The 23,868-nt window shown below is 42.9% G+C and carries 19 protein-coding genes and 1 tRNA gene; 13 read left to right on the forward strand and 7 right to left on the reverse strand.

Annotation, left to right across the window (positions count from 1 at the left end; translation table 11 throughout):
• The first annotated feature begins 183 nt into the window (after window positions 1-183).
• The 4 genes from atpD (at window position 184) to RMZ41_RS21005 (ending at window position 6,556) form a co-directional block, all read left to right on the forward strand.
• Window positions 184-1,632, forward strand: coding sequence for a F0F1 ATP synthase subunit beta (gene atpD / locus RMZ41_RS20990; protein ID WP_322642658.1), 1,449 nt, complete (start codon window positions 184-186; stop codon window positions 1,630-1,632).
• Window positions 1,633-1,733: 101 nt separating this feature from the next.
• Entirely contained in the window at window positions 1,734-2,147 is a 414-nt protein-coding gene (gene atpC / locus RMZ41_RS20995; protein ID WP_322642657.1) for an ATP synthase F1 subunit epsilon, read from the forward strand.
• 255 nt (window positions 2,148-2,402) lie between these two features.
• Window positions 2,403-4,532 carry a flotillin family protein gene (locus RMZ41_RS21000; protein WP_322642656.1) on the forward strand — a complete coding sequence of 710 codons (2,130 nt, stop codon included), beginning with the start codon at window positions 2,403-2,405 and terminating at the stop codon, window positions 4,530-4,532.
• 122 nt (window positions 4,533-4,654) lie between these two features.
• Complete coding sequence (locus RMZ41_RS21005; RefSeq protein ID WP_322734396.1) at window positions 4,655-6,556, forward strand: serine/threonine-protein kinase; 1,902 nt, start codon at window positions 4,655-4,657, stop codon at window positions 6,554-6,556.
• 45 nt (window positions 6,557-6,601) lie between these two features.
• On the opposite strand, the gene RMZ41_RS21010 is transcribed toward RMZ41_RS21005, so the two are convergent.
• Window positions 6,602-6,901: a 30S ribosomal protein PSRP-3 gene (locus RMZ41_RS21010; protein WP_069071048.1), complete on the reverse strand. Its 300-nt coding sequence runs from the start codon at window positions 6,899-6,901 to the stop codon at window positions 6,602-6,604.
• 315 nt (window positions 6,902-7,216) lie between these two features.
• Between RMZ41_RS21010 and RMZ41_RS21015 the strand changes: the two genes are divergently transcribed.
• Complete coding sequence (locus RMZ41_RS21015; RefSeq protein ID WP_322641172.1) at window positions 7,217-8,020, forward strand: TIGR01548 family HAD-type hydrolase; 804 nt, start codon at window positions 7,217-7,219, stop codon at window positions 8,018-8,020.
• An 86-nt stretch (window positions 8,021-8,106) separates the two neighbouring features.
• A complete protein-coding gene (locus RMZ41_RS21020; protein ID WP_322641171.1) occupies window positions 8,107-9,501 on the forward strand; it encodes a cytochrome P450 in 1,395 nt (464 codons plus the stop codon).
• 190 nt (window positions 9,502-9,691) lie between these two features.
• Here the strand turns inward: RMZ41_RS21020 and RMZ41_RS21025 are convergent, their stop codons facing one another.
• From RMZ41_RS21025 to ruvB, 3 genes are all read right to left on the reverse strand, one after another.
• Complete coding sequence (locus RMZ41_RS21025) at window positions 9,692-10,966, reverse strand: glycosyltransferase (protein ID WP_322641170.1); 1,275 nt, start codon at window positions 10,964-10,966, stop codon at window positions 9,692-9,694.
• An 11-nt stretch (window positions 10,967-10,977) separates the two neighbouring features.
• Window positions 10,978-11,781 carry a tetratricopeptide repeat protein gene (locus tag RMZ41_RS21030; protein ID WP_322641169.1) on the reverse strand — a complete coding sequence of 268 codons (804 nt, stop codon included), beginning with the start codon at window positions 11,779-11,781 and terminating at the stop codon, window positions 10,978-10,980.
• A 147-nt stretch (window positions 11,782-11,928) separates the two neighbouring features.
• Window positions 11,929-13,029, reverse strand: a complete 1,101-nt coding sequence (gene ruvB, locus RMZ41_RS21035; RefSeq protein ID WP_322641168.1) for a Holliday junction branch migration DNA helicase RuvB — start codon at window positions 13,027-13,029, stop codon at window positions 11,929-11,931.
• Window positions 13,030-13,267: 238 nt separating this feature from the next.
• Between ruvB and hisF the strand changes: the two genes are divergently transcribed.
• From hisF to RMZ41_RS21050, 3 genes are all read left to right on the forward strand, one after another.
• Complete coding sequence (hisF, locus tag RMZ41_RS21040; protein ID WP_322641167.1) at window positions 13,268-14,041, forward strand: imidazole glycerol phosphate synthase subunit HisF; 774 nt, start codon at window positions 13,268-13,270, stop codon at window positions 14,039-14,041.
• A gap of 111 nt (window positions 14,042-14,152) precedes the next feature.
• The gene (locus tag RMZ41_RS21045; RefSeq protein WP_100901219.1) at window positions 14,153-14,347 is read left to right on the forward strand and encodes a hypothetical protein; all 195 of its coding nucleotides are present in this window, start codon (window positions 14,153-14,155) and stop codon (window positions 14,345-14,347) included.
• A gap of 93 nt (window positions 14,348-14,440) precedes the next feature.
• A tRNA-Ala gene (locus RMZ41_RS21050) sits at window positions 14,441-14,513 on the forward strand.
• A gap of 95 nt (window positions 14,514-14,608) precedes the next feature.
• Here RMZ41_RS21050 and RMZ41_RS21055 read toward each other — a convergent pair.
• From RMZ41_RS21055 to RMZ41_RS21065, 3 genes are all read right to left on the reverse strand, one after another.
• The gene (locus tag RMZ41_RS21055; RefSeq protein ID WP_322641166.1) at window positions 14,609-15,055 is read right to left on the reverse strand and encodes a hypothetical protein; all 447 of its coding nucleotides are present in this window, start codon (window positions 15,053-15,055) and stop codon (window positions 14,609-14,611) included.
• 98 nt (window positions 15,056-15,153) lie between these two features.
• On the reverse strand, window positions 15,154-16,413 hold the full coding sequence (locus RMZ41_RS21060) for a response regulator (RefSeq protein WP_322641165.1): 1,260 nt from the start codon (window positions 16,411-16,413) through the stop codon (window positions 15,154-15,156).
• 30 nt (window positions 16,414-16,443) lie between these two features.
• Complete coding sequence (locus RMZ41_RS21065; protein ID WP_322641164.1) at window positions 16,444-18,330, reverse strand: ATP-binding protein; 1,887 nt, start codon at window positions 18,328-18,330, stop codon at window positions 16,444-16,446.
• A 276-nt stretch (window positions 18,331-18,606) separates the two neighbouring features.
• On the opposite strand from RMZ41_RS21065, the gene petN reads away from it, so the two are divergent.
• The 4 genes from petN (at window position 18,607) to RMZ41_RS21085 (ending at window position 23,682) form a co-directional block, all read left to right on the forward strand.
• A complete protein-coding gene (petN, locus tag RMZ41_RS21070) occupies window positions 18,607-18,696 on the forward strand; it encodes a cytochrome b6-f complex subunit PetN (RefSeq protein ID WP_012408302.1) in 90 nt (29 codons plus the stop codon).
• 22 nt (window positions 18,697-18,718) lie between these two features.
• The gene (locus RMZ41_RS21075) at window positions 18,719-18,865 is read left to right on the forward strand and encodes a hypothetical protein (protein WP_322734397.1); all 147 of its coding nucleotides are present in this window, start codon (window positions 18,719-18,721) and stop codon (window positions 18,863-18,865) included.
• Window positions 18,866-19,016: 151 nt separating this feature from the next.
• Window positions 19,017-22,148 carry a GAF domain-containing protein gene (locus tag RMZ41_RS21080; protein ID WP_322641162.1) on the forward strand — a complete coding sequence of 1,044 codons (3,132 nt, stop codon included), beginning with the start codon at window positions 19,017-19,019 and terminating at the stop codon, window positions 22,146-22,148.
• Between the two features lie 709 nt (window positions 22,149-22,857).
• Window positions 22,858-23,682 (forward strand): SirB1 family protein, encoded by an 825-nt coding sequence (locus tag RMZ41_RS21085; protein ID WP_322641161.1) that lies wholly within the window; start codon window positions 22,858-22,860, stop codon window positions 23,680-23,682.
• Window positions 23,683-23,868: the final 186 nt, after the last annotated feature.

The raw sequence follows: 23,868 nt of genomic DNA on the forward strand, positions 1-23,868 counted from the left end.
TTTTGAGTCTTCCCAAGTCCCGACGCTAAGACTTACCCTAGATTTTAATCCCCAAGCCCCAGTCTTAAGGATCAATTTAAGGCGAAGGTAGGGTCGTTAAGTGCTAATCTGAAAGGTGACATTGCTTAATTTTATGTCTTCTCCGACCTTATCTGAAATCTAGCTTCACTCATTAGGCGCAGCATGGTAACAACCGCAGAAAAAACAAACATTGGTTACATTACCCAAATCATTGGCCCAGTTGTAGACGTTAAATTTCCCGGCGGGAAATTGCCACAAATCTACAACGCTTTGAAAATCAAAGGCACCAATGAGGCTGGACAGGAAATCAACATCACCGTTGAAGTACAGCAACTGCTGGGCGACAACCAGGTGCGGACTGTTGCGATGAGTTCTACCGAAGGCTTAGTGCGCGGTTTTGAAGTCGCCGATACAGGCGCTCCCATTAACGTGCCAGTTGGTAAAGCAACCTTGGGTAGAATTTTCAACGTTCTTGGCGAACCTGTAGACAACAGAGGCCCAGTAAATGCTGAGGCCAGTTTACCCATCCACCGCTCTGCTCCCAAATTCACTGACCTGGAAACCAAACCTTCGGTGTTTGAGACTGGGATTAAAGTTGTTGACCTTCTGACTCCCTATCGACGCGGCGGTAAGATTGGTCTATTCGGCGGTGCTGGTGTTGGTAAAACCGTAATCATGATGGAGTTGATCAACAACATCGCTACCCAGCATGGTGGGGTATCCGTATTTGCTGGCGTGGGTGAACGTACCCGTGAAGGCAATGACCTCTACAACGAAATGATTGAGTCTGGGGTTATCAACAAAGACAACCTCAACGAATCAAAAATTGCTCTAGTTTACGGTCAAATGAACGAACCACCCGGAGCTAGAATGCGGGTTGGTCTTTCGGGATTGACAGTAGCAGAGTACTTCCGCGATGTAAACAAGCAAGACGTGCTGCTGTTTATTGATAACATTTTCCGGTTTGTACAAGCAGGTTCGGAAGTATCCGCACTACTGGGTCGGATGCCTTCTGCGGTAGGATATCAGCCCACATTGGCAACCGATGTAGGTGAACTGCAAGAGCGGATTACCTCGACTACAGAGGGTTCCATTACCTCGATTCAAGCGGTGTACGTACCTGCGGATGACCTCACAGACCCCGCACCTGCTACTACTTTCGCCCACTTGGACGGAACCACTGTACTGTCTCGCGGTTTGGCTGCTAAAGGAATTTATCCCGCAGTTGACCCACTTGGTTCGACTTCTACCATGCTCCAACCAAATATTGTTGGTGACGAACACTACAATACTGCTCGGGCGGTGCAATCAACTTTGCAACGTTACAAAGAACTCCAAGATATTATCGCCATTCTCGGTTTGGATGAATTGTCTGAAGAAGACCGTCTCATCGTGGCACGGGCGCGGAAAGTTGAGCGCTTCTTGTCTCAGCCATTCTTTGTAGCAGAAGTATTTACCGGTTCTCCTGGTAAATATGTGAAGTTGGAAGATACCATCAAAGGCTTCCAAAAAATTCTGTCTGGTGAGTTGGATGCTCTGCCAGAACAGGCTTTCTACTTGGTTGGCGATATTAACGAAGCGATCGCTAAAGCTGAAAAAATCAAAGGTTAGTCATTAGTCATTGGTCATTGGTCATTAGTCATTAGTTCAACTGCTAATGACTAATGGCAATTACAAAAGACAAAGGATAAAGGACGAAGGACAAAGGACAAATGACATTAACCGTTCGTGTAATTTCCCCAGATAAAACAGTCTGGGATGCCCCAGCTGAAGAAGTAGTTTTACCTAGTACTACTGGTCAATTAGGTATCTTAACTGGACACGCCCCACTTTTGACCGCCCTGGATACTGGTGTAATGCGAGTTCGCGGCGCTAAAAATCAGAATTGGGAAGCGATCGCCCTTTTGGGTGGCTTTGCCGAAGTCGAAGAGAACGAAGTGACAATTCTGGTTAACGGCGCTGAACGTGGCGACAAAATTAACCTAGAAGAAGCTCGTGCTGCTTACAACCAAGCAGAAGCGGGACTCACTCAAGTCTCAGCAGACGATCGCCAAGCCCAAATTAAGGCAAATCAAGCCTTTAAACGCGCCCGCGCTCGGTTTCAAGCGGCTGGCGGTTTGGTCTAATTTAACTTTCTATTTCAACTTTGTAGGTTGGGCAATGTCCAACCTACAAATTGTTTATGAAGATGAACTCAGGAGTCAGGAGCCAGAATGCAGTCTGGATTCTGTATGGGTGCTAAAAGTTTCTCCGTAAATGGATGGAGTATTCTGAATCCTTATTTATTAAATTTAAAAAAAATTACGTCAAGTTTAAGAAATCGAGGCAAGCTTTGTTGAAGTGTTAACTTAGCTAATTAGTTGCCCAAATGGGCACAATTTATGAAAAGCTTTTCATCTTTGCTTGGCACTCGTAAACAAAATAAGGTAGTTCGTTTTGCAGCATCTATCGTAGCAACTTTAGCGATGGCTGCGCCAACGTCTTTGGCGATCGCTAGCAGTATTCATTCTGCCAATGCTACTCCTGTAAAAGCAACTACTGCAAAAGAAATAACTTCGGTATCAGTCCAGCTAAATCAGACTACACCAAATATTGCTCAGTTACCAATTAGCAGGACTCAATATCAAACTGCTGGAATCGATCCTGTTGTACTAGTTCCCATATTGCTTGTCGGCGGTTTAGTTATATTCGTCCCCCTATTCTTTGGCGGACTAGTAGTTATTGGCGAACGTGAAGTTGGCATTGTGGTAAGGAAATTTACCCTTTCCGGGCGCGGACTCCCCGCCGGAAGTTTGATAGCCCTCAACGGAGAAGCAGGCTTACAGGCAGATACTCTAGCTCCTGGTTGGCACTGGGGCTATTGGCCTTGGCAGTATTCTGTCAAGAAAGAAGCGGTAATTGTCGTTCCCCAAGGGGAAATCGCCTTGATTGTGGCAGCAGATGGTCGACCCAACCCACCAGAGCGGATTTTGGGTAAAATCGTGGGTTGTGATAATTTCCAAGATGCTCGAAAATTCCTTACCGAAGGTGGTGAAAAAGGTCGGCAGATGGGTTTTCTCACCGCAGGTACGTACCGGATTAACACCGCCCTGTTTAAAGTCATCATGGCATCAAATGCCAGCGCTCATGGCATGGCTCCAGAACAGTTGCGGGTGTACAGTCTTGCATCTGACAAAGTTGGCATCGTTACTACCTTAGATGGTGTACCAATTTCTGCTGGTGAACTTGCAGGCCCCATAATTGAGGGACACGACAACTTCCAAAATGGTTACAAATTTATTCAGGGAGGCGGACGGCGAGGTTTACAAGAACAGATTCTACTTTCTGGTTCTTGGAACTTGAATCCTTGGTTTGTCCAGGTTGAACAAGTACCCATGACAGAAATTCCCATTGGGTATGTGGGTGTGGTGATTTCTTTCGTAGGTAAGGCACATCAAGATGTCAGTGGTGCAGCTTTCACCCACGGTAACTTGGTGAATCAGGGACATAAAGGTGTGTGGGTAGAACCGTTATATCCTGGTAAGCACCCGATTAATTCCCGGATTATGAAGATTGAACTCGTGCCAACGACCAATATCGTCTTAAACTGGTCGGGTCGGACTGAACGCCACAGCTATGATGCTAAACTGGCTTCTTTAACAGTGCGATCGCGGGATGGGTTTGCCTTTGATTTAGAAGTAGCGCAAATTATCCATGTGGGTGCTTTAGATGCCCCGAAGGTAATTTCTCGTGTTGGTGCTATGCAAAATCTGGTAGACCATGTATTAGAACCAACTATCGGTAATTATTTCCGCAACTCAGCCCAAGACTATACTGTACTAGACTTTTTGACGGCTCGGAGTGAACGACAAGCTGAAGCTGCTGAGTATATTAAAACAGCATTGCGGGCTTATGACGTGCAAGCGATCGATACCCTCATTGGTGATATCCAGCCACCAGCATCGTTAATGCAGACACAGACAGACCGGAAAATTGCCGAAGAAGAACGCAAGACTTATGAAGTCCAGCAGATGGCGCAAACCCAACGGCAGCAGCTTGTCCGGGAAACGGCGCTGGCTGATATTCAGCAAGAAATGGTAAAATCGGAGCAGAGTGTACATATTGCTGACCTAAAAGCCCAAGCTCAAATTAAGCAAGCGACCGGTGAAGCCGAGGGGACAAAACTCCGGTCAATTGCTGAGGCTGAAGGTATTCGCGCCACAGGTAACGCCAAAGCTGAAACCTACCGCGCTGGTGTGGAAGCCTTGGGTTCACAAGGTTATACAGCAATGCAACTAATGCAGATTATAGGCGATCGCAATGTTCGCTTAATTCCAGATGTTTTAGTTGGTAGCAACGGTAGCAATAACGGCTTAGTGGATGGGTTACTATCCATGATTTTATGGAATCAAACTGGTAAGGGTGAATTGACACCAACACCTTTGCATCCACAACCAGTAGTTACCAAAGGACAGCCAACTACAGAAAACGGTCTTCCACCGATAGTTGTAAATTTCCCTGTAGATAAGTAACATCAGGAACATGAGGTAGGGGCATAATATTCTTGTGCCCTTACAAAAAACAAACGGCTATATCTTTTTGTGGACATCTTGTAGGCAGGGAAATTTTGCTGTTACAAGAACGCTATCGTTTAATGAAGCAAATTGGTAAAGGGGGATTCTGCAAAACCTTCCTCGCTGTAGACGAAGGTCAGTTTCCTCCAATTCCTTGCGTTGTTCAAGAATTATCGCTGGGATCTGAAACGTCTAAAACCTACCAGCAAAAAGCCCAAAAGCTAGAAGAATTAGGGAACCATCCGCAAATTCCCGCTTTAATGGCTTATTTCCAGCAGGATGAGCATTTTTATTTAGTGCAAGAGTTTATTGCAGGCACTAATTTAGCTCAGGTGGTTGAAGAAGAAGGCGCTTTTAATGAAACTCAGATTTGGCAACTCTTAGAAGATGTGTTGCCAGTTTTGCAGTTTATTAGCGATCGCAACATAATTCACCGCGATATTAAACCCCACAATATCATCCGTAGATCCCCAATTACCAAGAAGGGAGATTTCGTCATAGTCGATTTTACCACTGCGAAAATCGTCACAGAAATCGATCGGTTAACATTGGAAACCAGTATTGGCAGTCCAGAATACGCTGCACCAGAGCAGACAAAGGGAAAAGCCGTTTTCGCTAGTGATTTATATAGCTTGGGTGTAACTTGTATTTACTTACTTACCCAAATTTCTCCCTTTGATTTATTTGATATTGCAAATAATTGCTGGGTTTGGCAACAATATCTTACTACTAAGGTTAGCGATGTCTGGCGACAAGACTCAAAGAGTCTACGCTTGGCGCAAATCCTCGACAAGCTGCTGCAAAACGCTATTACCCAACGCTTTCAATCAGCGAATGAAGTCATGCAAGTAATGGGTATGGAATATAAAACTCAAAAATTTAAACTACCAAATCCTCCTTGGCGATGCTTGCATACCTTAACTGGGCATTCTGGGACATTAAGTGGTGTGAATGCCCTTGCCATCAGTCCTGACGATTACACTTTAGCCAGTGCTAATGATGACAAAAACATCAAATTGTGGGATTTAAATACCCAAAAAGTTCTAGCTACCTTATCAGGACATTTTCAAGCTGTAAAATCAGTTGCTTTCAGTCCTGATGGGCAGATTCTCGCTAGTGGTAGCGATGATAAAACTATCAAATTATGGCAGTTTGAGACATTAAAGGAAATCTGCACCTTAGTGGGACACTCACACGCTGTAAAATCAGTTGCTTTCAGTCCTGATGGGCAGATTCTCGCTAGTGGTAGCTGGGATAAGACAATTAAACTTTGGGATGTAAATACTGGCAGAGAAATTTACACCATCGCTGGACACCAATTACAGGTAAATTCAGTAGCCTTTAGTCCTCAAGGACAGCTTTTAGCCAGCGCTAGTTATGACAGAACGATTCGCCTGTGGCAGATACCAAGAAGAGATAGGGGAGCAGGGGGCAGGGAGCAGGGGGATATAAATAGTGCTGAGTTAAAAGATCATCCACAAGGAACGGAGGAAATTCCCCCTTTCTCCCTGCCTTCTGCCCCCTTGCCTCATTTCCCCCTGCCCCCTGCCCCCTGCCCCTTTCCCCCTGCCCCCTTGCCTCATGTTCAAAACCGCCCATGCTATAGCTTGTTAAGCACCCTTTCGGGTCATGCATGGGCGGTTTTGACAGTCGCTTTTAGTCCCGATGGGAAAATTTTGGCGACGGGTAGTGATGATAACACTATTAAATTGTGGGACGTAAACACGGGTCAGCTAATTTGCACACTTGTAGGCCATTCTTGGTCTGTGGTGGCTGTGGCTTTTACTGCCGATGGCGAAACACTCCTAAGTGCAAGTTGCGACAAAACAGTTAAACTTTGGAAGTTAAGCACAGCAGAAGAGATTGTTACTCTCTCTGGTCATGTAGACTCAGTATCTGCTGTTGCTGTGAGCAAAGTTAGACAATTAATTGCAAGTGGCAGCAAAGACAAGACTATCAAACTGTGGCAGCTTGTAGAATAGCGCGATGCCGAATAGCCCGTCGTAGACATCGCTAATATTGTAATATCAGGCGCTACCTGTGAAGGCAACCTCTGGAAATTTCAACTGAGCTTCTGCCATTGGACGGTTTCTGCCTTCCTCTTGCCAGTAGTTAATCACTTCTGTCGCTTTATTAAGCAACTCGACACGATCCACATCAGTAATCCAATGTTTGGACTCTAATTCCTTTTTTAATTCTTCCCAGGCATCATTTCTGGGCCAAAAAAAGTACTTAGTCAAAGGACTTGTACCTTTGCCGACAATTTGATCGACTGCTAGAGCAACGTTTTCGTCTAACCACAGAATTTTCAAAATAAACTTGGTCAATCACACCTCCGGGAATTTCCGGGCATTACTGAACTAGGATAGCGATCGCTTATTTTAACGCAATACCCCATCAAATGACCAAACTGTGATTGGATTGGGTTAGCATAAGGTGTAAGTCGGCGCTAACAAAGATGCTTGTGACCGAAACAGACCCATGATACAGAGCAAGTAAATTTGTTTATGGGAATTTTGAATTTTGAATTTAAAGCGAAGCGACGCAATCTCACTTCTCGCCAGAGGAAGCCCTTGACCCGAATTTTTTACCTGAGTCATAAGCGCATTATGATGATTTAAAATTCTTTTGCTTCTTACTCCATGACTCAACCAACTTCTGCAAAAGCGATCGCTATTTTTGATATTGATGGCGTTGTACGCGATGTTAGCGGTTCCTATCGTCGGGCGATCGCAGATACCGTAGAATATTTTACTACCCAAGCATATCGTCCAACCCCATTGGATATTGACCAACTGAAGTCTGAAGGCGTATGGAATAACGATTGGGAAGCATCGCAGGAATTAATTTACCGCTACTTTGAAAGCCAAGGACAGAGCCGCGAGCAACTGCAACTAGATTACAGTGCGATCGTTGCGTTTTTTCAATCGCGTTACCGAGGCTCAGATCCAAACAATTTTACAGGGTATATCTGTAATGAACCCTTATTATTACAACCCAGCTATTTAGAACAACTTACCCAAGCCGGGATTGCTTGGGGATTTTTTAGCGGTGCAACTCGTGCTTCCGCTAACTATGTATTGGAAAAACGCTTGGGTTTGGAATCTCCGGTGTTGATTGCGATGGAAGATGCACCAGGAAAACCAGACCCCACTGGACTTTTCGCTACAGTTCGTGAGTTAGAAAATGGAATTGAGCAAAGATTAGCTGTAGTGTATGTGGGAGATACGGTAGCAGACATGTATACCGTCGAGAAAGCGCGGAGTCTAGATTCTGCTCGCACTTGGTTTGGTGTAGGGGTTTTACCGCCTCACGTACAGGAAACAGCAGCGCGTAGTGATGCTTATGGTGAGACACTAATAGCAGCAGGAGCAGCAATAGTTTTGCGTAATGTCCAGGAATTGACCCCAAGGCAGATTCAAGAATTGGTAAGTTCATCTTCCTAATCTGTGTTCTAAGATTAATCAAGCTACGGGTGCATGAATAACTAGCTGATAACAATCTTCCTCCAATTATTGGGAAATTAATAAAAATGTCTGCACTTAAACTACCTAACGGGCCTCAAACTCACCCTTGGATACAGATGTATCACTGGCTTACTAATCCCTTAGAATATATAGAAGCCTGTACTAAAAGTTATGGTGATATCTTCACCCTCCAACTTGGATCAAATTTTGCTCCTCAAGTCTTCATTAGCAATCCCCAGGCAATTCAGCAGATTTTTACTACAGATCCAAAACAGTTAGACTCTGGTGAATCAGCAGGGATTAAAGCACCTTTATTAGGACAGCAATCATTACTGTCACTAGATGGAAAGCCTCATCAGCGACAACGAAAGCTGTTAACACCCCCCTTGCACGGGGAACGAATGCTGGCTTATGGTGAGTTAATCCGTGAAATCACAGAGCAAGTCAGTAGCCAGTGGCAGGTTGGAGAAACCTTTACAGTTTTGCCGTCTATGCAAGAAATCTCTTTTCAAGTGATTTTGAAGGCTGTATTTGGTCTAGAAGATGGCCCACGTTACAAGAAACTCAGCCAACTCCTAATTAAAATCCTAAATCCCAAAATCCCTTTATTAAGGACAGTTCTGCTTATTTTCTCATCACTGCGACAGGATTTAGGAGCGTGGAGTCCTTGGGGGAAATACTTGCGTTTACGGCAGCAAATCGATCAACTTATCTACGCCCAAATTCAAGAACGCAAAGCACAACCCAATCTATCTGGAACTGATATTTTATCTTTGATGATGGCTGCTCGTGATGAAGCGGGAGAGCCGATGACAGACTTAGAATTACGTGATGAACTGATGACCTTATTAGTGGCAGGTCATGAAACTACTGCAACTTCCTTATCATGGGCGCTGTACTGGATTCACCATCGGCCGCAGGTACGGGAAAAACTGTTGCAAGAACTAGATAGTTTGGGTAAAAGACCAGATGCAAACACTATTTTCCGATTGCCTTATTTGAATGCTGTCTGTTCTGAAACACTACGTCTTTACCCAGTGGCAACGTCGGCACTAAATCGATTGGTTAAATCACCCCTACAAATTGGGGGATACAACTTTGAGCCTGGAACTATACTAATTCCCTCTATTTATTTGACCCATCATCGAGAAGATTTATATCCTGAGTCGAAGCAATTTAAGCCAGAGCGTTTTCTGGAACGACAATTTTCTCCTTATGAGTATTTACCCTTTGGTGGCGGGAACCGTCGCTGTATTGGCATGGCATTTGCCTTGTTTGAGATGAAATTGGTGTTGGCAACAGTACTGTCTCACTGGGAGATGGAACTGGCTGATAGCAAACCAGTGCAGCCAGTGCGTAAGGGTTTGCTATTTAGTCCAGCAGGTGGTGTGAAGATGGTGGTGAAGGGGAAACGTTCTCAAAATCAGCCCATCCTTCAGACTAGTTCTAGTTCAGCGTGAAGAATTTTAGAATGCAGCTTACCAGGGAGGCATTTGCTATCAAAAACGTTGTAGATATGGTAGACGAAATTATTGCAGGAACGTCCCTTGAAGTCAGGTCTTTATAAGGATGTTCAAAGAATCCGGTCAGGAAATTGGAACGGATAAAACAAGTCTAAGTTCATCATCAACTTCATTCTGATTATTGTGTTTAAGCCAAGACAGGCTTACCTGTAGAAACAGCCTGCTCAATAATCTCAGCCGCTCGACTTACCCCCCCAGCCGCAAGAGTAGCTGCTTGTAATCTGAGGGCATTCTGTTTATAAGATTCTTCTGTCAACACGCGCTTGATAGCATTTTTCAATCTGGGAACATTCAGTTTTTTGAGGGTGACAAGCTCACCTGTCCCTGTCCAAGCAATCCGCGCTGCTACTCCTGGCTGGTCATTAGCAACTGGAATCGCCACCATTGGCACTCCTTTTTTGAGACATTCCATTGTTGTATTCATTCCCGCATGAGTAATCATGAGGGTGGCTCTTTCCAGCACTTCTAATTGAGGTGCATACTCAACTACTAAAGGATTTCCTGCCAAGTTTGGTAATGATTCTGGTTTAGCAGAACCTCCCAGAGAAATCACTAACTGAGCATCCAAATCTTCACAAGCTGAAGCAATAGTCTGAAAAACCCAAATCAGACGATTTTGTAATGTTCCCATCGAAGCATAAATTAACGGTTTCCCCGTCAATTTTTCGTAGGGGAAAGAAACAGGTGCTCGACTGGCTGAAGTATGATAGCTTCCCGTGAAATGGAACCAAGGAGCTAATTCTTCTCTGGGAAATTCAAACTCAGCAGGTGCATTACTTATTTGAGCTAGTGGAGAGTAACCATCTTTAAGACTAGAGTACAGGGGTAATTTCCACTCTCGACGATATTCATTAATCAAATCTTCAAGTGGTTTGACGACGCTATTAAGTAACGTGTAACCTATTTCGTTGCGTAAACGTGCCCACCCAGCTGGGCTATACTTCCAAGTTGTGAAAAAAGGAGGAATACTAGGTTCTTGATTCAGCACCACAGCGCTGCACACAATAATGAAAGGAATTTTCAGAAACTCGGCAATTGTCCCTCCCTCTGGTGAACTTTGGTTTACTAGCAAAGCTTCTACGCCTGCTGCTTTAATTGCTGCTGGAGCCTCTTGGAGTGTCACAGATGAAACAAGCTTCAGCAGGTCAATAGTGTATCGCAACGCAGCCAATCCCCGCAGTTGACCTAATTTGGCAAAGGTTTCTGCTGTTGAGCCAGGAATAAAATCTTTTTCACCAATTGCTTGGAATTCTATTCCTGCTGCCAGTACCTTAGATTGAGTATCGAGTGAGCCAAAGAAGGTGACGCGATGCCCACGTCGTTGAAGTTCCTGCCCCAAGGGAAGCATAGTGTTAAGAGGGCCGGTTGCTCCACCAGGACAGATGATACCAAAATGAGTCACGATCAATGCCTCTACTGGATTTTTAAGAATTTATCCAAAGCTGACACCATACTGGGTGGCCAACGGCGGATATTTTTTACCCAATCAATATCTTTGTAGCGGCTATCAAGTCCATAGGCTGCTACCCAGTTGCTTTCAGCTTCACCTTGTTCTCCATTTACCCAATATGCAGCTGTGAGGGCGGCACGCACATCAGCAAATTTGGAGTATTTACGGGCGATATTTCGCATTTCCCGGATTGCTTGCTCTTTTTGACCAGTTTCATAGAGGGCGAGAGCATAGTTAGCACGGGCAAAGGCAAAATTTGGGGCTATCTCATTAGATTTTTTGTAGTCCGCGATCGCATCTTCCCATTTTCCTAAACCTGTTTTGGCATTTCCCCGATTGTTATATGCCATCGCATCTTTAGGATCTAGTTCTAAGACATGATTATAATCTGCGATCGCATCTTCCCATTTTCCCAACCCTTCCAACGCCGCCCCCCGATTTAAATATGGATCGGTGACATTCGGCGCTAGTTCTATGGCTTTGTTATAATCTGCCAGCGCCTCTTGTAACTTATTCTGACTCACCCGCGAATTTCCTCGGTTACTCCACGCCCCCGCATTCGTCGGAAATTGCTCAATAATCTTTGTCCAAAAAGTTTCAGCTGTCGCAAAATCACCTTGATTTGTCGCTGCAAATGCTTGATTTGCCCATTCATCTCCTTGCTTTAACTGTTCTTCAGTAATGGGCGGTTGAGATTGTGCCATCACTGGAGTACCCCAGCCAAACACAAGTAATAGACTTAGAAAAATACCAATTAACTTAATCATCTAGGTTTACCTGTATCTAGGTGGGGAATTGGGAATTGGGAATTGGGAATTGGGAATTGGGAATTGGGAATGGTGAGCAGAGGGGAAAAAGGTAATTTTTATCTCTCCCATGCCCCATGCCCAATGCCCCATGCCCAATACCCATAATTACAATAATGACAACTGTTCATTAGGCGGCGTGAATCCCAAATGCTTATATGCTGCCTTAGTCGCCATCCTGCCGCGATGAGTTCTAGTTAAATACCCAATCTGCATGAGGTAAGGTTCGTACACTTCTTCAATTGTTTGGGTATCTTCACCCGTTGCGGCTGCCATTGTTTCCAATCCCACTGGGCCGCCATTAAATTGTTCAATTATCACACTCAGCATCTGGCGGTCTGTCCAATCTAAACCGCAAGGATCTACTTGGAATAGTTGCAGTGCCTCAGATGCAACGCTTTCATTAATCTCGCCAGATACTTTTACTTCCGCATAATCACGGACTCGCTTTAGTAGTCTATTGGCAATTCGTGGCGTTCCGCGCGAACGACGGGCAATTTCTGTTGCACCATCTTGTGTAACAGGGGTTTTGAGTAATTGAGCGGTTCGCAGTACAATTTGAGTCAGTTCGTCAACTTCGTAAAATCGGAGTTTTTGAATTAAACCGAAGCGATCGCGCAGTGGTGAAGTTAAAGCACCAACACGAGTTGTAGCTCCCACTAGAGTAAATTTTGACAGTGGCAAACTTCTAATCCGAGCGCTGGAACCCTTGCCGATAGTAATATCTAAGCGATAATCTTCCATCGCCGGATAGAGAATTTCCTCCGTCATCCGCGAGAGGCGATGAATTTCATCTACAAATAAAATATCACCTGGTTTCATATTTACCAGTAGCCCGACAATATCTCGTGGACGTTCTAGGGCTGGCGCACTAGTAATTTTGTAATTTACCCCCATTTCCGATGCTAAAATCATTGCCATTGTGGTTTTACCCAATCCAGGCGGCCCATACAGCAGTAAGTGATCTAACACCTCACCACGAGACTTGGCTGCTTTAATGGCAATATCTAGCACATCCTTTAAATCTTTTTGCCCAATGTAATCGGCAAATCGGTGCGGACGAATACCCTCTTCCTGCTGTTCTTGTTCATCAACAGCAGCTTCAGGCTTCAAAATATTTTCTGTGGATGGTGTTTTCGCCAACTCTCGACGCTGCTTTGGTTCTCCGTTGGGTTCTGGAGGCTGTTTTTTCGAGGAGATTATCGCCATAATTCAGCTATCTAGTGTTAAGGGACTGGGGACTGGGGACTGGGGACTGGGGAGTAGAGAAGGGAATAGGTTACACAGGTTATAGGGTACAGATTATTCATCTATAACCTGTCGCCTGTCACCTCTCCCCTAATTCCAATGCCCCATGCCCAATGCCCATGAAAATTTTCGTTTGAGAATACCCGCGCCAATTTAAAATTTAAATTCCGGTCAATTACCCAGAAGTACAAAAGTTATTATGTTATCTAAAAGAATCTTACCGTGCTTAGATGTGAAGGCGGGACGGGTTGTAAAAGGAGTTAACTTTGTCAATCTCCAAGATGCAGGCGATCCGGTAGAACTGGCCAAGGTTTACAACGAAGCCGGTGCTGATGAGTTAGTATTTCTGGATATTACAGCTACTCATGAAGACCGAGCTACAATTTTAGATGTGGTCTACCGGACTGCTGAACAGGTCTTTATTCCATTGACTGTGGGTGGTGGCATTCAATCCTTAGAAAATGTTAAAGCTTTGTTACGAGCGGGCGCAGATAAGGTTAGTATTAATTCTGCGGCAGTGCGGGAACCAGACTTGATTAATCGGGCAAGCGATCGCTTTGGTAATCAGTGCATAGTTGTTGCTATTGATGCCAGACGCAGAAATAACCCGGAGAATCCAGGTTGGGATGTGTATGTGCGGGGTGGCAGGGAAAATACAGGCTTAGATGCTCTACTTTGGGCACAGGAAGTTGAAAAACGGGGGGCCGGTGAACTGCTGATCACAAGTATGGATGCTGATGGAACCCAAGCCGGGTATGATATCGAGATTACACGGGCTATTGCAAACGCTGTAGAAATTCCAGTCATTGCTTCTGGTGGTGCAGGTAATTGTGAACATATTTACACAGCCCTAACTGAAGGCAAAGCTGAAGCAGCACTACTGGCATCGCTATTACATTACGGACAATTAAGCGTAGCGGAAATCAAAAATTATTTGCGCGATCGCAATGTGCCAGTAAGAACATTATCTTGATGCATATCTTGATCCATAAATTTTCAATGAATGACATCTATCTGCGGTTAGACACACTTACCAAAAAGGGTGTTAATATTATTTTACAAGTATTAACAAATATTAAAAAATATGTTGCTTCCTATTTTACTTTTTGATGTAGCTTTGGTAGCTTGGTCGCTGCACCTAATGGAAAGAGCCTATGAGAGTAAAGAATTTTCTCTCATGTTGGCTGGTACATTGGTTGCTCTGGCTGCTGCTGCTATGTTAGTAGTTTACTTTCTAATGGGACACTGTATGACATATTTGTTGCAAGTCTCCTTGTGATAGCTGAGTGCTAAAGAAGATATTTAAAATTTAGTTCCCACAAAAGCTTGACAAACTACTAAAAATTAAGCCATTATATATAATGGATTTCAAGGGGTTATAGCGCAGTTGGTAGCGCACCTCAATGGCATTGAGGGGGTCAGCGGTTCGAATCCGCTTAGCTCCATTATTAAGACTCCAAGACAGGTTAGAAGTAGTTTTACTTTCAACTTTGAATTGACCGCCAATCAAAGGTAATGCTTGAACAGAGGTGCGGCAAAGTTATGATGAAAAAGGTTTAATCCAACGGAGTTTAATTGCGATATCAAGAGCGATCGCAGCAAAGGTAAACCAAAATAAACTTTCTGCTGCTAATATCAAAAAAGGCCAAATTGTGGTGTGATTCTCTATTTGGGTTAATCCGCGCACCAAGCCAAAAGCCAACACACCGCCAGCTTTGAGTTGGGGATTTTTATCTGAGCGGATGATATAGCGGTAGGTTACACCAAATAGTAAGCCTGTAAAAGTTGCGATCGCAATTTTTTCCCACAAGTGCCAGTTAGCATCACTGTGCAGACTTACGAGGCTCTGAAAATACTTTGCTAGTACAAAAGTATTCAACAGACTGACAAGCACAAAAGCAAAACACACAGATAAACCTCCAACTATTCCAGCCTTGAGGGATTCTATGCGTTCTGCAATTAATTCGGGATCTAAAGTTGAGTTCACTCTATATTTAAATTAGGGATTAGGTATCGGATAAATTTTTCCTTAGTCTCTAATATGATAAATGCTAGAGCAGCTTTACAATTCATTAAATGCTGCTATTATATGGGAATTTTGATGATAAACTCAGTTCCCATGCCTGGTTGAGAATTTACATCTAATATACCTTTGTGTTTCTCTACAACTATTTCATAAGCGATCGACAAGCCAAGTCCAGTGCCTTTGCCAACGGTTTTTGTAGTAAACAACGGCTCAAACAAATGTTTTTTAAGCCGTTCAGGAATCCCAATCCCATTATCAGCAATCCGAATTACAACCAATTGTTCAGAATTTACTTCTGTTGAAATTTTAATCTCAGGAATTAGATTGCTCATTTTGCCTTGGATTATAGCTTCATCAAGGGCATCAATTGCATTTGCTAGAATGTTCATAAATACTTGATTCATCTGTCCTAGATAGCAATTTACCTCTGGTAATACTCCATAACTTTTAATAACTTCAATGCGGGGACGATCGCCATTAGCTTTGAGGCGGTGTTGCAAAATCATTAGCGTACTATCTAATCCTTGATGCAAATTAGCCGATATTGTTGTATCGCTATCCGAGCGGCAGAAGCTACGGAGTGAATTAGAAAGGTTCTGAATTCGTTCACTCCCTATCTGGAGTGAGTTCAAAATTTTTACCATATCTTCGAGAACGAAGTTCAGATCCAATTTTTCAATCGCAGTGGTAATTTTGGCTGTTGGGTTGGGATACTCTTGTTCATACAGTAAGAGCAACTCGGTTACTCCTGCAATATATTCTTCCAACGGGGGAATATTGCTAGAAATAAAGTTGATGGGGTTGTTGATTTCATGGCCAATACCAGCGATTAACTCTCCGAGTGTTGAGAGTTTTTCTTGCTGTACGAGTTGGACTTGGGCTTGTTGCAAAGCCTTGGTGCGATCGCTAACTTGTTGTTCCAAAGATTCAGTCAATTTTTTGAGTTGCAAATGCACGCGCACTCTAGCAATGACTTCCTCTTGGGCAAAGGGTTTCGGGATATAGTCTACTGCACCAAGAGAAAATCCCTTGGTTTTGCTTTCCGTATCTGCTAAAGCAGTGGTGAAAATAATCGGAATGTTTTGGGTGACGGGATTAGCTTTGAGGCGACGACAAGTTTCAAATCCATCAATACCGGGCATTTGTACATCCAGCAAAATCAACTCTGGTTGATTGCGTTCAGCTTGAGCGATCGCAGTTTCTCCATCAACTGCAACACGGAAACGAAAACCCTCGCTATTAAGCGCTGCACATAGGACAGATAAATTTGTCGGATTATCATCGACAATTAAAATAAATCCGTTAGGGGGTTTGATCATGATGAATTTAAAATTGGAATTTAACTGAAATTAATCGATATATTGTTCAATAAAAGTTTCCAAACGTTTAAGTTGGAAATTACTAGCAAGCTGCGTAAGTTGCTGGGAAAAAAGATTCAGCTTCTCATCAGATGCAGAAAGTTGTTCAACAAGTTCTAAAATATTTTGAATATCGCCATCTTGTGCTAGCTCGAGTAGCTCTTGCAACACCTCTTTGCTAGGATGAACTATTTCATTTTGTTCATTAAAACTATCTTTAGAGGTTTTTTTGATCGCATCTACTTTAGTGTCAAAAATCCATTGTAGTTGCAAAAACTGTCGTAGCATTTCTAGAAGATTTTCAGCTTCTATAGGCTTTGGTAAAAAGGCATCTGCACCTACATCAATACTCTTGTGCTGGTCGACTGCAAACACACTTGCTGACGAAGCGACGATCGGAATCTCTTTAAATGCTCCCACCTGACGTAAACGATTTATTAACTCAAATCCATCCAATATCGGCATCACTAAATCAGTGATAATTATGTCTGGTTCGTTGGCTAGAGACTGTACCCATGCTTCCTGACCATTACTAGCTTCTACAACAGTAAACCCAATCGGCTCTAGTAAATTTACAATTACCGATCGGTTTTCCCATTTATCATCCGCAATCAAAATGGTGCGTCTTTGTCCTTGATAACCGATAATAGTTCCCTGCTCAACTACTCTAGAAACCTTTGCCCAATCTTTAGATTCTGAAAATTTTGCCTCAAACCAAAAAGTGCTACCTTTGCCAAATTCACTTTGCACCTGAATTCGACCACCCATTAACAAAACAATTTTTTGGCTGATTGCTAATCCTAAGCCTGTACCTTCAGATTGTCGTTTCTGACTCCCCACTTGCTCAAAGGGTTGAAAGATTTTCTCAGCTTGTTCAGGGTTTATGCCAGTGCCAGTATCTATTACCTCAAAGCGAATTTTATAGTTATTTTTTCCATTAGCATTTGATTCTCGCTCGATGACGTAAGCTTTGAAAGTGACACTGCCTTGATGAGTAAATTTCATCGCATTACTAAGCAAGTTAATCAGTACTTGCCGCAAACGTTTTTCATCAGCATGAATACCCGTTGGCAAATCAGGATCTAGTTCGACGTGAAAGGCGATGACTTTTTGTTCTGCCCTGATGCGGCAAATTTCAGTCACGCTATCTATAAAGGCAGGCAAGTAGAAATCAACAGGATACAATTCCAACTTCCGGGCTTCGATCTTGGAGAGATCCAGGACATCATTAATTAAGGTTAAAAGATGAGAACCACATTGATAAATAACGCTGAGTCCTTTACGTCCTTTTTCACTCAAAGATTCTGTGCGTTGGAGAATTTGTGTATAGCCCAGGATACCGTTAAGAGGTGTGCGTAGTTCATGACTCATATTGGCGAGAAATTCACTTTTAGCTTGGCTGGAGTTTTGAGTAACTTCCTGTGCAATACGTAGTTCTTTTTCGATGCGCTTGCGCTCTACAATTTCAGTTGTAAGTATTAGATTGATAGCTTCTAGCTGGGCAGGGCTGGGTAGTGTGAGAGCTTGAGGCATCAGGTAAAATAACGCAAATGCCGTGTATATGGAAATAATGGCAGTTATAGCTTTTAAACCACCTGCAACCCAATAGTTTGGATGCCAAAGCGTCCAAATATCCATTATGTGTCCAGTACCGCAGGCAATAATAAAAGCACCAAATAACAAAAACACCCCATTGAAAGGAACGTCTTTGCGCTTGGAAATAAAGTAAATCAGTAGGAAGGGAATAGAATAATATGCCAGAGCGATCGTAGCATCAGAAATAATGTGCAGCCAAACTAATCCAGTTTGCCAGAGATAACAATGTCCGTGGGGAATAAAACCGTTAGATTGGAAAGGATAGTTGAAAAATGTCGGCATAATACTAGGGGTTGTTGGATTTGAAATATATACCCGTAACCCTAGTATTCCCAAACCATTAAGTGGTAAAGCGCGATCGCTATTTTTTTACATTAGTCTTTATTAATGCTTGAAGTACTAAGTACCAAGAAAGATGATGTATATTTTGCATAGGCATAGCCCGTCGTAGACATTGCCCGCCAAAGTTACAATCCCGTTTATAAAAAAATCTCAGCCTGCCCAATCCCTGTATGATAAATATTAGAAACCTTTTGTAATTATTTGAAAAGCGGGACTATGGAGATTTTGACACTAGGTTGGGTATCGCTGTTAGTTGTGTTCACTTGGTCAATTGCAATGGTAGTTTGGGGACGTAACGGACTGTAGAGGCATTGTGGAAAGTCCATTTTTGAGTATTTTAACAATAGTAGCCATAGTGCTGCTCGTAGTAGTTACTGGTGGTATTGGTTATTTAACCGTGGCAGATTGGCGCGATCGCCGTCGCCGAGACGAAGACAAACGCACCAGCCGCAGCGCCACTCCCAAGCGGCGATGATTTTTCGTGGTTGAAAAATGTTATTGTAGGGACGCGATAGTATCGTGTCCCTACATTGTTTTTTGGTATTCCAAGGAAATAACTGTTACCTTTGCGATCGCTAGGGGAATCATGAGATAGAAGACTTTCAATATTTAAAGTCCCATTGGGAATGGAAAACTCCTCTACTACTCAACCCATACAACCAAATTCAGAACAGCAAGAATCTCATTCACGTCAGAATGAGCAACAAAAAGCTTTATCTGGAGTTATTGCCCGCATCCGCGAGTCTCTAGATATAGACGCAATCTTCAAAATTACAGTCACTGAAGTCCGCCAACTTCTGAAAAGCGATCGGGTTTGCGTGTTTCGTTTCTATCCTGATTTGGCATGGGAAGGGGAATTTATCTATGAAGATGTGGCAACAGAATGGGATTCGGCACTAGCAGCTAAACTGCGCGACCACTGCTTTAGTGAGGAGTTCGCAGAATTATATCAGCAAGGTCGGATTAGAGCAATAACTGATATTTATCAAGTTGATGCTAGTGATTGCTACATCCAGATTCTGGAAAAATTCCAAGTACGTGCCAATATAACTGCCCCCTTGATAAAAGGTAAAAATTTATGGGGATTATTATGTATTCATCAGTGTAGTAATTCTCGGCAATGGGAAGCATCAGAAATTGAGTTTGTGCAATTAATCGCCGAACATCTAGGAGTTGCTTTGCAGCAAGCAGATTACATAGAACAAGTAAAACTCCAATCGGCACAACTAGCACAAGCAGAAGCCAGAGAAAAAGCAGCCCAATGGCAAAAAACCATAGCCATTACTATTGAAAAAATTCGTCAGTCTCTAGATTTGGAAAACATTTTCCATACAACCACCGCAGAACTGAGAACTTTGCTAAATGCTGACCGCGTGGCTATTTATCGCTTCAATCCCGATTGGAGTGGTGAATTCGTGTTTGAATCAGTGGCAGAAGGCTGGATCTCCCTCATGGATCAACAGTCGCAACAGCCAGAATTGAAAGAAAACGTCAGTGAATGTAGTGCCAAAGATTTAGCTAAACCCCCAGTTGCTGATACTTATTTACAAGATGCAAAAGGTGGTAGTTTTAGCAACTGTGAAGTATACCGAATTTGTAATGATATTTACAATTCAGGCTTTAGCGATTGCTACATTAAAATCTTAGAAATTTATCAGGCAAGAGCGTATGTAATCATTGCCATTTACCACGGTCAGAAACTCTGGGGCTTGCTAGCAGTTTACCAGAACACTGGAATCCGTGAGTGGCAAAAAGATGAGGTTTACTTGCTTACCCAAGTGGGCACACAATTAGGTGTGGCTTTGCAGCAAGCGGAATTTATTCAACAAATGCAAATCCAAGCAGCAGAGATCGGTAAAGCTGCGGAAAGGCAAAGGGCATTGGCGAACACCGTAGAAAAAATTCGTCAGTCCTTGGAAATTGAAGCCATTTTTAAAACCACAACTCAAGAAGTTCGTCGGCTATTAGAAGTGGAACGAGTCGCAATTTACCGCTTCTATCCTGATTGGAGTGGGGAATTTGTGGCTGATTCCATCGTTGATGGCTGGACACCAACGGTTAAGCCGCAGCCAGTGACAGAAGGCGTTCTTGTGCAACGAAAGCAAGCGGGTAAGTATGCACGAAATGAAGCTTTTGTACCAATTTCTCAGGGCGAGAAGTTGTGGGGATTGTTAGTAGCTTATCAAAACTCTCAACCTCGTTATTGGCAAGATGAGGAAATCAATTTATTAGCACAAGTTGGCGTTCAATTGGGAGTAGCATTACAGCAAGCTGAGTCCTTGAAACAGATGCAGGTACAGGCGCAAAAACTCGCTAAAGCCGCCGAACGACAACGAAAAGCGACCGAAAGAGAGAAAGCATTAGCCACAACAGTGGAAAAAATTCGCCAGTCTCTTGATATTGATACCATCTTTGCCACCAGTACAGAAGAAGTCCGCCGATTATTGGAAGTCGACCGAGTCACAATCTATCGATTCCGGGCTGATTGGAGTGGCGAATTTGTTGCCGAGTCATTAGCCCAAGGTTCGCCATCTGTAAGGGAAATTGTACCTGCGATGTCTACGACGGGCGTAGCTGCCGCAAATAATTTCTTGCAAGAATCCCAAGGCGGAGATTTTGCTAGTGGGAAAAGTCTTGCTATTAACGATATTTACAGTACTGATGATTCTATTTCTTATATTGCCCTCCTTGAGCTAATGGAGGCTAGGGCATACATGATTGTGCCAATTTTTCAGGGTGAGAAACTTTGGGGATTATTAGCAGCTTATCAAAATATCAAACCCCGTGATTGGCAAGAAGATGAGGTAGATTTGCTTATGCAGATTGGTACTCAATTAGGGGTAGGACTTCAGCAAGCGGAATTACTCGCACAAACTCAACGACAGAAAGAAGAAATCACCCAGACTCTGAAAGAATTACAAAATACTCAGAGCCAGTTGATTCAAAGTGAAAAAATGGCAGGCTTAGGACAGTTAGTTGCTGGTATAGCGCATGAAATTAACAACCCCATTAGTTTCATTTACGGTAACATCACTTATGTTACAGAACATACCGAAAGTTTATTTAAGTTACTGCGCCTTTACCAGAAACAGTATCCTAAGACAACAGAGGAAATTAAAAAACAAGTAGCAGCATTGGATTTAGATTTTATTAGTGATGACTTGCCAAAAATTCTCACTTCAATGAAGATAGGAGCAGATCGGATCTCTCAATTAGTTTTATCGTTACGGAGTTTTTCTCGAATTGACGAATCAGGAATGAAGCCAGTCGATCTGCATGAAGGCATCGACAGCACTTTGCTAATTCTACAACATCGGCTGCAACCACAGACTAATTCTTTTGGTATTGAGGTAGTTAAAGAATATGGTGAATTCCCTCCAGTAGTCTGCTACGCAGCCCAGATGAATCAAGTATTTATGAATATTCTCAACAATGCGATCGATGCACTGGAAAACTCAGCAACTAGTAGAAAAAAAATTGACAATCCTAAAATTTGGATTCGTACAGAAGTCATCGAAGAGAATACTATTCTGATTTGCATCGCTGACAATGGTTGTGGGATTCCAGAAATAGTGCGATCGCGCATTTTTGAACCTTTCTTTACCACCAAACAACCCGGACAAGGTACTGGTTTAGGGTTATCTATTAGCTACCAAATTATTGTCGAAAAACATGGTGGTAATATCAAGTGTGTTTCCAAACCTGGTAACGGTTGTGAGTTCTGGATAGAAATCCCGATAAAAAGGATAGTTAACTAAGGGACTTCCAAAAAAATATCCCATCCCTACGGGAGGCTACGCAACGCTTTAAAGGCAGGGGGCAGGGGGCAGGGAGAGAGAAAGTCGTAGTGAAGTTCAAAAATTGGATAATTTATTTTCTAGAGTTCCCTAAGAAAAAATCAGGTGATGTCTTCTGAAACAGTAGGGTAAGGGTTGGTGGGCTTATCTATGAGACGCTACGCATAGCCTGCTTCTTTGTAGGGGTACGATGGGCTTTCCTGTGGAACGCTACGATAACGCCTACACTTTTTTAACGAACCACAAAGACGCGATCGCAGAAGAGTTTCGGATTTAGCCTTTATACTAGATAGCAAAAAGTTAATTTCAAGAGGGTATGGACTTTTGTCAATTTTAGAACTCAATAACATGCTAAATCGTAAAGGATGATAACTGCGTAGCGCGGCTAGAAGATTACAAGGGCTAAATTCGTTTACAATTTAGTTTTACGCTATATGATTCTAAGGTAGTTTAATAAGTATCGAAGTGTTATAATTTTTAATCAACATTAACCTATTTTCGTACCCTGGATAGATACATATTATGAAAGCTATGTATAAAATCCATTTGCAAAACTTTTGAATATCCATAAGATAAACATAGATATAAAAAATTGCTTTTAGTCAAGCCGTCATACCTGGATTGGGCGTAGGTGCGGCTTCATCCTCACACTTTCACCGAGCAGCAGCTTATGAATTTATCCTCAGCAAGACAATATTTTTACCAGGAAATTCAGCAGGCTGACGAGCATATTGACCTAGCAAAGGCAGCTTTATATATTGCACAAGAAGAATATCCCAAGCTAGATCCAGAAAAATATCTTAACGCCCTTGATACAATGGCATGGGAGCTTCAAGAACGCCTACCAGACTCACGATATCCTTTGCGGATCGTTCAAAATATTAATCAGTATCTATACGAAGATTTAAAGTTTTCTGGAAATCAAATTGACTATTACGACCCGCGCAACAGCTTTTTCAATGATGTAATTGACCGCCGATTGGGGATTCCTATTAGCTTGGCGTTGGTTTACCTGGAGGTTGCCCGGCGAATTGATTTTCCGATGGTAGGTGTGGGGATGCCGGGGCATTTCCTAATCCGCCTGGATGTTCCAGATATAGAGATTTTTGTGGATGCCTTCAATGGTGGTGAAATAATATTCGCTCAAGATTGCCAGGAACGGCTGTCTCAAATTTATCAGCAACCCGTGACGCTACAACCAGAATTTTTAGCCATAGTTAGTAATCGGCAATTTTTGGCGCGGATGCTGACAAATTTAAAATTTATTTACCTTAAACAACAAGAGTTAGAAAAAACCCTCGCAGCAATTGAACGGATTTTATTGCTGTTTCCTAATTTAACTTTAGAGTTGCGCGATCGCGGTCTGATCTCCTATCAACTTGGTAACTACCCCCAAGCAGTAGGCGATTTACAAAATTATTTAGCAAAAGTTCCTGATGCCCAAGATGCATCAATGATTCGGCGGCTACTTACTGAATTGGGTAATGAAGAATAGGGAATGGGGAAGAAGCAAGGGAGCAGGCAGCAGGAAGATTAGTTTTCTCCTCCGCTCTTTTGAATTCCCAATTACCAATTCCCAATTCCTAATTCCCAACTCAATGATGTGCTAAGGTAGTTAAGTGAGAATAAAATTCGGTTACAGCGTTTGTTTTTAGTATTGACAGGCTTTTTCCTTTTGGTC

It is taken from the genome of Nostoc sp. DedVER02 (assembly GCF_034530675.2).
In the GTDB taxonomy this organism is placed as follows: Bacteria; Cyanobacteriota; Cyanobacteriia; order Cyanobacteriales; family Nostocaceae; genus Nostoc.